The 11,939-nt window shown below is 61.7% G+C and carries 9 protein-coding genes; 6 read left to right on the forward strand and 3 right to left on the reverse strand.

What is annotated here, in order from left to right; genetic code table 11:
• Positions 1-4: 4 nt before the first annotated feature.
• The 6 genes from ACTG2B_RS10170 (at position 5) to ACTG2B_RS10195 (ending at position 8,921) form a co-directional block, all read left to right on the forward strand.
• Positions 5-3,994, forward strand: a complete 3,990-nt coding sequence (locus ACTG2B_RS10170) for a response regulator (protein ID WP_439995668.1) — start codon at positions 5-7, stop codon at positions 3,992-3,994.
• Complete coding sequence (locus ACTG2B_RS10175; RefSeq protein ID WP_069527574.1) at positions 3,981-5,225, forward strand: response regulator; 1,245 nt, start codon at positions 3,981-3,983, stop codon at positions 5,223-5,225. The genes ACTG2B_RS10170 and ACTG2B_RS10175 overlap by 14 nt, the downstream gene beginning before the upstream one ends.
• Positions 5,226-5,228: 3 nt before the next feature.
• Entirely contained in the window at positions 5,229-5,870 is a 642-nt protein-coding gene (locus tag ACTG2B_RS10180) for a GNAT family N-acetyltransferase (RefSeq protein WP_439995669.1), read from the forward strand.
• A gap of 60 nt (positions 5,871-5,930) precedes the next feature.
• Positions 5,931-6,704: a Sir2 family NAD+-dependent deacetylase gene (cobB, locus tag ACTG2B_RS10185; protein ID WP_005351956.1), complete on the forward strand. Its 774-nt coding sequence runs from the start codon at positions 5,931-5,933 to the stop codon at positions 6,702-6,704.
• Between the two features lie 91 nt (positions 6,705-6,795).
• Positions 6,796-7,272 (forward strand): hypothetical protein, encoded by a 477-nt coding sequence (locus tag ACTG2B_RS10190; RefSeq protein ID WP_167567247.1) that lies wholly within the window; start codon positions 6,796-6,798, stop codon positions 7,270-7,272.
• Positions 7,272-8,921, forward strand: a complete 1,650-nt coding sequence (locus ACTG2B_RS10195; RefSeq protein WP_439995670.1) for a diguanylate cyclase domain-containing protein — start codon at positions 7,272-7,274, stop codon at positions 8,919-8,921. Before ACTG2B_RS10190 ends, ACTG2B_RS10195 begins: the two co-directional genes overlap by 1 nt.
• Before the next feature lie 85 nt (positions 8,922-9,006).
• Here the strand turns inward: ACTG2B_RS10195 and ACTG2B_RS10200 are convergent, their stop codons facing one another.
• The 3 genes from ACTG2B_RS10200 to rbsB form a co-directional block, all read right to left on the reverse strand.
• The gene (locus ACTG2B_RS10200; protein WP_323926448.1) at positions 9,007-10,011 is read right to left on the reverse strand and encodes a substrate-binding domain-containing protein; all 1,005 of its coding nucleotides are present in this window, start codon (positions 10,009-10,011) and stop codon (positions 9,007-9,009) included.
• A complete protein-coding gene (rbsK, locus tag ACTG2B_RS10205) occupies positions 10,011-10,943 on the reverse strand; it encodes a ribokinase (RefSeq protein ID WP_439995671.1) in 933 nt (310 codons plus the stop codon). Before rbsK ends, ACTG2B_RS10200 begins: the two co-directional genes overlap by 1 nt.
• Before the next feature lie 108 nt (positions 10,944-11,051).
• Positions 11,052-11,927: a ribose ABC transporter substrate-binding protein RbsB gene (rbsB, locus tag ACTG2B_RS10210; protein ID WP_439995672.1), complete on the reverse strand. Its 876-nt coding sequence runs from the start codon at positions 11,925-11,927 to the stop codon at positions 11,052-11,054.
• Positions 11,928-11,939 lie beyond the last annotated feature (12 nt).

Here is an 11,939-nt window from a genome sequence, read left to right on the forward strand (position 1 = left end):
GCAGATGCCTGGCTTTTGTTTTCAGATGACCAAATTCCCCGTTTTTCTTCTGGGTGCCGTACTGGCACTGCCATTGCACGCCAAGCCTTTGCAGACCACAGTGCTGCCGTTGGCGCCGGCGACCCAGGCTTATGTAAATTCACTGAGTCAGCTTTCGCTCTGTTATCCTGCGACGCTTCCTCCACCATACCTGATGACCGAGGGGGGACTGCTCAAGGATCGCCTCGCCCGGTTGCAGGAGCTGTTCCCGATTCCGCTTGTGCTCAAAGAGCTGCCCGATTGGCAGACATTGCGCAATGGGCTCGCAGAGGGTGACTGCGACATCATTCCCTATGTTGGAACCCGCAAGAAGGCCGTGGAGGGCATGCGGTTAAGCCGTCCGATGATGGAGACCGATGCCGCCATCCTCTACAAGGGTGAAAATCTCAAACAGGCCCGCTTTCTGGTCTACTCGGTGGCAGACTCAGCCCGCCTGCTGCACGAGCTCTATCCTCAGGCGCGCATTATTTCCCTAAAAAGCGGAGAGAAGGTCTACGACGCGCTGCAGAGTGGCAAGGGTGATGCCTATCTGGGGGACTATCTGCAACTGCGCTATCTGATGCGCGAGTTTCCGGCCGATGGTTTGCGCCTGCGCCGCCTGTTTGGTGAGGATCGGATCATCAGCTATCGCCTGATGATGCGTGATCAGCCTGAGTTGGCCAATCTGGTGGACACTCTGATCCGTCATATGCCCGCCGGTACTATCTATACCGATCTGGCTCGTTATCTCGATCAGGGGTCGCTCTATGTCAACCAGCCCCACTTCAGCGATACCGAGCAGGCCTGGTTATCCGGCCGCGGGCGCACCATTCGCCTGGTGGTCAATCCCGAGTTGATGCCCTATAGCGGCGTCAATGATCTGGGGGAGGCGAAAGGGTGGAGCGCGGATGTGCTGCGCTGGGTCACCCAGGAGACCGGCCTGAAATACAAGCTGGTGCCTGCCGCTAGCAAGGCGGAGGCCGTAGAAAAGCTGCGCCGTGGTGAGGCGGATATGATGGCCGGCTTGCCGGAATCTCCGGCATTGACGGATCAGTTCATTTTCAGTCGGACGATCTCCACCAACCGGTTTGCCTTGATCAGCAAGCGCAAGCTGGCTGCCGATCGCATCACCCAACTCAAGCGGCAGCGTATTCTGGTGCCGGAGTCCCTCTACGATCCCTCCTTGCTCGCCATGCTCGGTGATCAGGAGTGGGTTCGCACCGACGGCCTCGAGCAGGGGCTTGCCGCGATCAAACAGGGCAAGGCTGACGCCATGCTGAGCGAGCTATATCAGCTGCAATATCCCCAGCGTACCAACTTGCTGGAAGGGCTTGATATCGAGGAGCTGGAAGATCGCTTCAGTCTTGGCTTTGCCATCAACAAGAGTCAGACCGAGCTGGCCGGGGTGATGGATCGCAACCTGATGGCACTGACCAGCACCCAGATCGATGAACTAAACCAGCGCTGGCGCCGATTGCTCGTCGTGCAGCAGCCTGGCGTGAGCTACGCCGCCTGGTTTGGCTCCATCGCCATGGCACTGCTGATCAGCGGTATCGTCATCGGCGGGATCTGGCGCTCCCGCCAGCAACTGGCACGGGAGGTGGCCCAGCGTCACGCCGCCGAGAAGGCGCTGGCCATCGAGAGCGAGCTGCGGGAAACCATGTTTCAGGCGTTGCCGGTGCCCGTCTATTTGCGCAATAGCCAGGGCAAGGTGATCAAATCCAATAAACAGGGGCGACGTCTGGCCCTGCGCTATTCGCAGCAGTTGATGTTGCCGCCGGTACAGCCTCAGAAGAGTGAAGGGGAGTTGGTGCTGGGGGATCAGGTCTTCGCCTATGCCCAGCATCCGCTGCGGCTGGACAAGCAGGCACCTGCCACCGATCTCATCGCCCTGTCGGATATCAGTGTGCTGCGTGAGCAGGCCCGTTTTCTGCGTCAGGCAGAGCGCCGCCTGCGCGCCCTGACCAATACCGTGCCCGGCGTGGTGCTGCAGTTTATGTTCGAGCGGGGACGGGTGGGGGGGATCGAGTTTATCAGCCGGGGCTGTTACGAGCTGCTGGGGCTGGCGAGTCAGCAGATCCGTCGTGAGCCCAAACGGGTGCTCATTATGCTGGAGCGCGAGGATCGCCGCCGGGTACGCCGTGAGATGTTCGCCATGTTGCAGGCTGGCAAACCCTTCGCATTCACCATGCGCTACCACCATCCGACCAAGGGTCTGCGCTGGTTGCAGCTCTATGGCCGTGGCCGCAGTCAGCCGCAGGGGTGGCGAATTTATGCGGTGATGCAGGATGCCACTGCCAGGGTCGAGCAGGATCAGGCATTGCAGCACTCCCATGAGCAGGCGCAACAGGCAGTGCTGGCCAAGGGGCGCTTTCTGGCCGCCATCAGCCACGAGATCCGCACGCCGATGAACGCCATGCTCGGCTTGCTGGAGTGGCTGGCCAGCACTCCTTTGTCGAGAGAGCAAGACTCTGCGCTGGCGCGGGTGCGTCAGGCGGGGGATGAGCTGCTCGGCCTGCTCAACGATGTGCTCGACTTTAGCCGCAACGAAAACAGCAAACTCTCCCTCTCGCCGCAACCCACCGATTTTGCCGAGCTGTGTGAGCACGTGGCGGCAGTGCACTGGACCAAGGCGCGGGCCAAGGGATTGCAACTGCGCCTTAAGTTGGATCCGGCTCTGCCAGCCCTGCAGACCCTCGACCCTCACCGGGTACGGCAAGTGCTCCACAACCTGCTCTCCAATGCCATCAAGTTCAGCCTGCGTGGGGAAGTGGTGCTGTGGGCCGAGGTGGTCGCATCGACCTTGCGCTTTGGTGTGGATGATCAGGGACCGGGGATCACCGCCAAGATGCGCACCACGCTCTTTATGCCGTTCGAGCAGTTTGCCGTTGAAGGGCAGCTGCGGGCGCCGGGCACCGGTCTTGGCCTGGCGATCTGCAAGCAGCTGATCGAGCAGATGGGTGGGCTTATCGATGTCGAGGGGCGTGCCGGTGGTGGTAGCCGCTTCTATTGCGAGTTGCCCCTGAAGCGGGTGCAGCAGGAGCCGGACTGGCTGCCCAATGTGCGGCAGCTGGCACTCTCTTTACCCCACGATGAGGCGCAAGCGCTGTCGCCCTGGCTCAGTCGCTTGGGGATCGCCACCGTCAGCAACGCCGTTGATACGCTGCAAGCGGAGGTGGACGAGAAGGGGCTCTACTATTGGGCCTGGCAAGGGGAGTCCTGGGTGCCCGGGACCATCATCACTCTGCTGCAGCCACGGTTGACCCCGGATCAACCGGTGGCCGGCACCCAGCCCGGGCTCGGCATGCGGGTACTGCTGGTTGAAGATCACGATGTCAATCGCGAGCTGATCAGCCTGCAACTGGGGCAACTTGGTGCCAGCGTTATCACTGCCGCCAACGGGCAGCTGGCGCTGGAGATGCTGGCGCAGCAGGAGGTGGATTTTGTGCTGACCGATCTGCAGATGCCGGTGATGAACGGGGCCGAGCTGTGCAGGCAATTGCGCCAATCCGCCCGTTGGGCCCGTCTGCCGGTCTATGTGATCACCGCAGATCTCAGTGATCAGGCGGCAAGGGAGTTGCAATCCTGCGGTTGCGATGGCCATCTGGACAAGCCGGTCGCTCTCAAGGAGCTGGCGACCTTGCCGCGCCATATTGCCAAAGAGGGGAGCAATGTTGTCGCCCCGACACCGGTTGCCTCACTGCTGACCGATGAACTGGCCGCCCTTTATCTGAAGGCTACCCGTGATGATTTGGCCGAACTTGAGCGCTGCAGCACAGAAGAAGATGAAGTTGGCGTGAATGCTGCTTTACACAAGTTGAAGGGGGCCGCCAGAATGGTAGGGGCGACTGCGTTAGTGGCGGTCATTGAAGAGTGGCAACAGGCGCCCCATCCGATGCTGCAAGCCAGATTGAACCGGGCACTGGATGAGTTCAGCCAGCAGTTTTCAAAGAGGGCTCAAGATGATCATCACTGATGAAGAATTACTGGCGTTGCTCGATTCGGAAGAGCATGAGGCGGCAGGATTTTGCCCCATTGTGCTCTATGCCCTCGACAGCACCGCCCATGAGTTGGCCAGCACCATGACATTGCCCTCCTATGTCACGCTGCACCGTACCCGACCGGATGCCTGCTGGCAGTGGGAAGGGTTGTTTGCGGCAGGTGCCATTGCCCTTTACGACCCCGCCGCTCATCAGCAGGCGGACTATTTCCCCCAGTTGCAGCAACATGAGGGGATCTACGCTATCGGCGAGGATTGGCTGGGGGGGCTTGCCGCCAGTTACCGTAACTGGTGCAACTGGCTGGCCGCTAACAAGGTGCTGCTGCTCGAGGATCACCCGTTTCAGGGGATGCAATTGCAACAGACCATCGCCGGGTTGGGGCTCTCCTGTCAGTGGGTACAGGATGAATCGGCCTGTCTTGCGGCATTGTCGGCGGGCGACATCAGCCTGCTGGTGTGCGATCTCAGTCTGGTGGAGCAAGATGCCATCAGTCTGCTGATGAACCAGCCCCAGTTGCAGGAGGCCGGGCTGCCCATTGTGTTGCTCTCGGCCCATGAGCAGACGCTGATCGACGGTGCCCGCCGCCTGCTGCACGATGCCGGTTTCAATATTCTGGCGGCGCTGGCCAAGCCGCTTGATTGCGACGAGCTGCTCAGGTTGCTGCGTCGACTCTATCTGGGCCCGCTGCGTCAGCAGCGCTTGAGCGGCCAGCGACGCTCCATCCGCCGGTGGCAGGGGGAGGTGCAGGGTCAGCTTGGGCTGCTCTCCAGTCCCGCGACCCCTCATCCGGTCTGGCTGGCGGTAACGGGTTTACCCAGCCGCTGGGAGGCGCTCAAGGATTGGCTGACGGAGCAGTCGCGTACCCCAGCCGAACTGACTCTGCTGATCCACCGTCGTGACCACCTGCTCGGCAATGCCGATCGCTTCGCGCTGGTGCTGCAAGCCAGTCTGGCGGGGAGCAAGCTGGCGCTGCTGCTCGATAACAGCCAGCATCTGCCATTCGATCTGCTGGAGCGTTTGCCGCTGCAAGCCTTGCTGCTGGGGCAGGGGATCTTGCCGGAGATGGAGTCCTTGACCGGTGACTCCCTGCTGGGACGCTTTATGGCCCGGGTTCGGGAGCTGGGGATCGCCGTCTATCTGGATGATCCTTACAACCTGCTCGACGTCGAGGTGTGGCGAGAGCGCGGTATGACGGGGCGCTGGTAAGCCATGCCGCGCTACCTCTGCTGGCCCATGCACCGGGAGCGCCTTGGCAAAGGGCTGGAGGGCTGGCCTCATCCGGTTTCCCGTACCGCGCTGCCACTGGCGATGCAGGTCTCCGGGGTGCCTTGCCTGCTGCGCGAGCTGCATGGTGTGGCGCCTGCCCGCATGCTGGCCGCTTACGATGCATTGAGTGAAGAGAGCATCTATCTGCGCTTTATGCGCCCGAAACGGACGCCGCCACCGGAACAGGTGGCCCAATTTCTCAATTACCATCCCGAACAACAGATTTCGCTGTTGCTGACCGATCTGGCTGGTGAGCCGCTGGCTCAGGCGCAATCAATCCGCCGTCGCCTTCATCCCGATCGGGCGGAGTTTTCTTGCATCGTGGCGGATCACTTTCAGCACAAGGGGGCGGGGAGGCGCATTCTGCTAGCGCTGGCACTGCTGGCCAGGGCGGACGGTATCCGGGAGTGGACGGCGGAAGTGCTGGCCCAGAACCGGCCGATGCTGACCCTGCTCAAGCGCCTTGGCTTGCCGCTAACCCTGGTGACCGGGCGGGAGATGGTCTTTGTCAGGCTGGATCTGTCGGTACTGGATGCCTGGTTACCCGTGCTGCCAGCGGCGCCGCTTAAGACCAAGGGCGAATAGTGACACCTTTTTCCCTGTGCTAAGGTCACATTTATTGTGCGGGGATAGACGGAGCAGCTTATGGCGCAGTCATATAAACATATCGTGATCCTGACCGGAGCGGGGATCTCTGCCGAATCCGGCATCAAGACTTTTCGTGCCTGCGACGGTTTGTGGGAAGAACACAAGGTCGAGGACGTGGCGACCCCCGAGGGGTATGCCCGGGATCCCGAACTGGTGCTGCGCTTTTACAACTCCCGCCGCAAGCAGCTGCAACAGCCCCAGGTTCACCCCAATCCGGCCCACTATGCGCTGGCCCGCCTCGAGCGACTGCTGCCCGGCACAGTCACCCTGGTCACCCAGAACATCGACAATCTGCACGAGAGCGCTGGCAGCAAGAACCTTATCCATATGCACGGGGAGCTGCTCAAGGCCCGCTGCCCCGAGTCCGGTCAGGTGATCGAGTGGCGCGGTGATCTCCATCAGGACGAGCTCTGCTCCTGTTGCCAGTTCCCCCAGCCGATGCGTCCCCATGTGGTCTGGTTTGGCGAAATGCCGCTCGGGCTGGATCGCATCTATAGTGCGCTGGCCCAGTGCGATCTCTTCATCTCCATCGGCACCTCTGGCGCTGTCTATCCGGCCGCCGGGTTTGTCCATGAAGCGGGATTGAACGGGGCGCACACCATCGAGCTCAATCTCGAGCCGAGCGAAGTGGGCAGCCAGTTTGACGAGAAACGCTATGGCCCAGCCTCCCTGCTGGTGCCCGCCTATGTCGATGAGTTGCTGGAGGCGTGCGGCATTCATCAACCGAGGCAAGTCGAGGGGCACAACTGGATGGAGATGCGCGGTCCCTGAGCTACTGTGCGACGGGACAGTTGCAATGGTTCGGTGAAATCGCCACACTGGCAACCATTTAAAAAATGGGACGCAGTTGGCGCAAATTACCATGACCGCAGTAAAGCAATGGATCGCTTTTTTTCTCCTGATGCTGGCCAGTGCCAGTGCATCGGCCTCCATCCCCCTGATGACCCTGGTACTGCCAGATGGCCAGCAGGTGACCCTCGATGAGGCGGCCCTCTCCGCCTTGCCACAGACCGAATTCACCACGACTACCCCCTGGACTCAGGGCGCCCACCACTATCGCGGGCCGACCCTGTCAGCCGTGCTGGCGGCGCAAGGGATCCAAGATGCCCGCAAGATCGCCGTCTCGGCCCTCAACGGTTATCAGCAGGTGGTGGATCTGGCCCTGTTCGACGGCGTGCCGCTGACCCTGGTGCGTCAGGAGGACGGCAAACCGCTGACCCGGCGTAACAAGGGGCCGCTCTGGCTGCTCATCCCGTTCACCACCTATCCCAAGCTGGACGTGCCTGCCATTCACAACTGCATGGTGTGGCAGGTGACCCGCATCGAGATCGTCGATTGATGGGGCTATCCCGCCAAAATCTGCTGTTGGTTGCGGTGTCGCTGCTGTTTCTGCTCTCGTCCGGCAGCAGCCTCTATCTGCAGTATCGGCAGGAGCAGCTGGTCGATACTTTCTACCGCAATGTCCACTGGAACATCAGCCAGGTGATGCTCGAATCCCAGCGTTTCCTCTACGACCTGCAGCTCTATCGGGCTGGCAGATTGTCGATGGAGACCCTGAGCCTCGATTACGATCTGCTGTGGAACCGGCTCGACATCTTCCTCATCAGCAGTGAAACCGCCGAGATGCGCCAGCGGCACGGGCTCGGCAAGGTGCTGGCCACCCTGTTCGAGCAGATCAAGCAGCTCGAACCCCAGATGGAGGCCGGTGCGCTGCGCGAGGGGGCTGAGCTTGCCCGCTTGCAGGAGGCGATCGCCAGCCAGACCCGTCTCGTCGAACAGATAGGGGATCAGATCCTCTCCGGTCAGGAACGGGAGCATTCGGTCAGCCAGATCCGCAACAGCCTGTTCTGGCTGCAGATCTGGCAACTGATACTGTTGCTGACCGGTGGCGCTCTGGTCGCAGCCCTCATTCGCGCCAATCTGGCGAACCGTCGGCTTGCTCTGCTCGATCCCCTGACCCAGCTTGGCAACCGCCGTGCCCTGCAGGAGCAGCTCTCTCGCGCTCTGCATGCCGATGATGTGAGCGCTTTGGTGGTGCTCGATCTCAAGCGCTTCAAGCAGGTCAATGATCTGCTGGGTTATCAGGTCGGTGATCGGCTGTTGCAGATGGTGGCCAACAAGCTGCAGCAGGCCCATGGCAGCCACGCTTACCGGCTCGGCGGAGATGAATTTGCCGTGGTGCTGACCAAGGCGAATGATGCGCTGGAAACCGCCATTCATGAGCTGGTGGATCTGCTCCATTTCGAGTTCGTGACCCGGGAGTGCAGCTTCGATCTGGCCTGTCGGCTCGGGGTCGCCAAGGCGCAGCAACAGGATGCCGCCCGGTTGCTGGATCAGGCCATCCTGGCCCTTAACCAGGCCAAACGTAGCCAGGAGGGGGCGATCAGCTGGTTTGAGCCTGCCATGCTGCAGCAGTTGCAGTTGAGTCAGCAGCAGCTTCATCAGCTGCGAGAGTGGTTGGCGGGGCGCGAGCCAGCCCCGCTGCGAGTGGCATTGCAGGCGCTGACGGACGGGCAGGGCAACGAGCTGTGGCAATTGGCGCTTGAGTGGCGTGAGCAGGGGGCGCCCTGCCACATGCGCTGGCTGCAGGAGTGCGGTGTGCTGGGGCCCGTGTTGGCCCGGGTGCTGCAAACGCACGAGGCGCAGTATGCCGATGGTCGAGCACTGCTGGTCCCGCTCGACAACCAGGCGCAACTGACCCATTTACTGGCCTATCTGCCGGGGTCTTCCCGTACGCCGCTGGTGTTGCTGATACCGACGCTGCAGCAGGATAGTGCCTTGCTGGCAGGATTGCGGCAGCAGGGTTGCACTCTGGCACTCAGAGAGATTGGCAGCACCACCGCGGCGCAGTTGGCCGCCGGCTGGCCTGTTCGCTACTGGTTGCCGCAGGGTGATGATGATGGCGAGTTGTTGCAGCCTCTGGCCAGACGATTGGGGCTGGTGCCACTGCAAGTGCTGGCGGCCAGGGAGACCCGGTCGCTGGCCTGAGGGCAAAAAGCGGTATTGCACGGCAGAGATAAAACGAAACAAGGCGACCTCGGGGTCGCCTTGTTTCGTTTATTGCCCCTGAACGTCAGGTGCGAGGGGTGCAGGATTGTCTGATCACCAGGTCAGGGTCGACGGTGATCAGGTGATTCTCCACCGCTTCGCCGTTGATCCGCGCCAGCAGGCGGGTGACGGCAAGGCGCCCCAGCTCCTCTTTGGGTTGGTTGACGGTGGTGAGCGGTGGCGACATAAATTCGGCCAGCGCCACATTGTCATAGCCAACGATGGAGATATCCCGCGGGATCACCAGCCCCGCCTGATGGGCGGCACTGATGGCCCCCATCGCCATCATGTCGTTGCAGACAAAGAGGGCGGTGGGGCGCTCGGGCAATGCCAGCAGACGGGTCATCGCCTGATGGCCGCTGGCGCAATCAAAGTCCCCCTCCTGGATCCACTCCTGATTGACGATGAGACCTGCCTCCTGCAACGCCTGCTCGAAGCCAGCTTGGCGCTGGTTGGCGGGGGCGCGGCTGTGGGGGCCTGTGATACAGCCGATGGCGGTATGGCCCAGTTCAATCAGATGGCGGGTCGCGAGATAACCACCGTGGAAGGAGTTGTCGGCGATAAGATCCACATCTTCGCTGACCAGACCCCAATCCATCACCACCACTGGCAGGCTCTTGAGCCAGTCGAGCTGATTGAACACCTCTTGTTGGCCCTCGCTACACATGATGAGCAGGCCATCGACCCGCTTGCGCAGCATCATCTTGAGGTAGGAGAGAGCGGTTTCCGCCTGACCTTCGGTGTTGCCCAGCATCAGGTTGTAGCCCTGCTCGAAGCAGTAACGCTCCACCCCGCGCACCACTTCGGCAAAGAAGGGGTTGCTGGAGGTGGTGACCAGCATGCCGATACTGTTGGTCTCCTTCACCTTAAGGCTGCGGGCCACCAGACTCGGGGCATAGTTGAGCTCGCGCATGGCAGCGAAGACCCGCTCACGGGTCTCCTCGGCCACAAAGCGGGTCTCGTTGATGACATGGGAGACGGTGGTGGTGGAGACCCCCGCCAGCGCCGCCACCTCCTTGATATTGGCCATCAGTGCCCCTGCGCAGTCTGCTCAAGCAGGAAGGCGTCGACCTCCTGCTTGCTCGGGATGGAGCTCTGGGCGCCGAACCGGGTGACGGAGAGTGCCGCCGCCCCGTGGGCAAAGCGCACCGCACCGTGGAAATCGGCTCCGGCCAGTTCCGCCGCCAGCAGGGCGCCGTTGAAGGTATCGCCCGCGGCAGTGGTATCCACCGCCTTGACCCGAAAGCCCGGGATCAGCTGTTGCTGCTGTGCGTTGCTGCAATAGACCCCCTGCGACCCCAAGGTGATCATCACATCCGCAATTCCCATCTGGTGGAAGCGGGCGGCCGCCTTGCGGGCGCTCGCTTCGTCGGTGACTTTGACGCCGGTCAACAGCTCGGCTTCGGTCTGGTTGGGGGTGATAAGGTCCACCAGTGCCAGCAGCTCGCTTGAGAGCGGACGGGCGGGGGCGGGGTTGAGCAGCACCCGGGTGCCGTGGGCGTGAGCCAGCCGTGCAGCCTCATGGACGCTCTCGAGCGGCACTTCCAGTTGCAACAGCAGGGTGTGGGCGTCGGCGATCATGGCTTCGTGGTTTTTCACCACAGCCGGAGTGATGGCCCCGTTGGCTTCGGCGGAGATACCGATACTGTTCTCCCCCTCATCGCTCACATAGATGATGGCGATACCGGTCGGGAGCTTGGGATCGAGCTCGACGGCACTGACGTCGATGCCATCTTTGGCAAAGCCGGCTTTCATCTGGTGGCCGATGGCGTCATCACCGATGCGGGCGATAAAGGAGACGGCGGCACCGAGGCGGGCGGCAGCGACTGCCTGATTGGCCCCCTTGCCACCGGGCACTACCTGATAGCTGTGGCCGGTCAGGGTTTCACCCGGGCGAGGAAAGTGGGGAACGCGCAGCACATGGTCTGCATTGACACTGCCCAGAACGACGAGACGATTCATGTTGACTACTCCTGATGCATCTTGGCTTGAACACTGTGATGGCGTGAGCCCAAGCCGGGAGGCACCTGAACGAGAGGGAAAAGGGGAGGCGAACCTCCCCTCGAGAACTTACTTGCTGACTACTTGCAGCGGTACCGGGATGGATTTCTCTACCGGCTGACCTTTCAGCACCTTGTCGGCAGTCTCGACGCCGATGGCACCGATCAGGGCAGGCTGCTGGGCCACCGTGGCGGCCAGTTTACCCTTGGCAACGGCGGCTTTGCCATCGTCAGTGCCGTCGAAGCCGACGATCATCACCTCTTTACCGGCAGCCTGCACCGCGCGGATGGCACCCAGCGCCATCTCGTCGTTCTGGGCGAACACAGCCTGAACGGTCGGGTGGGCCGCCAGCAGGTTTTCCATGACGTTCAGACCCTTGGTGCGGTCAAAGTCGGCAGGCTGGGAAGCCAGCACCTGCAGCTTGTTGGCCGCCACGGCCAGGGCAAAACCTTCGCCACGGTCGCGGGCGGCGGAGGTACCGGCAATCCCTTCCAGCTGGATCACCTTGGCACCTGTACCCAGTTTCTCGGTGATAAAGTCACCGGCCAGCTTGCCGCCCGCCACGTTGTCGGAAGCAATGTGAGCCTTGACCTCACCCTGCGCGGCGCCGCGGTCCAGAGTCAGTACCGGGATATTGGCGCGATTGGCCAGACGAATAGCGTTGCCGACCGCTTCGGAATCGGTGGGGTTGATCAGGATGGCGCCGACCTTGCGTACGGTGAGATCTTCCATGTTGGAGAGCTCTTTGGCCGGGTCATTCTGGGAGTCCAGTACCACCAGCTCGTAGCCAAGCTCCTTGGCCTTGGCTTCGGCACCCTCTTTCATGGTGACGAAGAAGGGGTTGTTGAGGGTGGAGACCACCATGGCCAGGGTTTGATCGGCGGCATGGGCGGTGCCCAGCACGGACATAATGGCGGCAGCGAGCAGGGAATTGAGCTTTTTCATCATTTCATTCCT

Origin of the sequence: Aeromonas sp. 30P (genome assembly GCF_051919805.1) — a bacterium.
Lineage (GTDB): Bacteria > Pseudomonadota > Gammaproteobacteria > Enterobacterales > Aeromonadaceae > Aeromonas > Aeromonas veronii.

Excerpts from the sequence above, each read along its gene's own strand:
- ACTG2B_RS10175 (WP_069527574.1), top strand. The coding sequence starts at position 3,981 with ATGATCATCACTGATGAAGAATTACTGGCGTTGCTCGATTCGGAAGAG.
- ACTG2B_RS10180 (WP_439995669.1), top strand. The coding sequence starts at position 5,229 with ATGCCGCGCTACCTCTGCTGGCCCATGCACCGGGAGCGCCTTGGCAAA.
- ACTG2B_RS10200 (WP_323926448.1), bottom strand. The coding sequence starts at position 10,011 with ATGGCCAATATCAAGGAGGTGGCGGCGCTGGCGGGGGTCTCCACCACC.
- ACTG2B_RS10195 (WP_439995670.1), top strand. The coding sequence starts at position 7,272 with ATGGGGCTATCCCGCCAAAATCTGCTGTTGGTTGCGGTGTCGCTGCTG.
- cobB (WP_005351956.1), top strand. The coding sequence starts at position 5,931 with ATGGCGCAGTCATATAAACATATCGTGATCCTGACCGGAGCGGGGATC.
- rbsB (WP_439995672.1), bottom strand. The coding sequence starts at position 11,927 with ATGAAAAAGCTCAATTCCCTGCTCGCTGCCGCCATTATGTCCGTGCTG.
- ACTG2B_RS10170 (WP_439995668.1), top strand. The coding sequence starts at position 5 with ATGCCTGGCTTTTGTTTTCAGATGACCAAATTCCCCGTTTTTCTTCTG.
- rbsK (WP_439995671.1), bottom strand. The coding sequence starts at position 10,943 with ATGAATCGTCTCGTCGTTCTGGGCAGTGTCAATGCAGACCATGTGCTG.
- ACTG2B_RS10190 (WP_167567247.1), top strand. The coding sequence starts at position 6,796 with ATGACCGCAGTAAAGCAATGGATCGCTTTTTTTCTCCTGATGCTGGCC.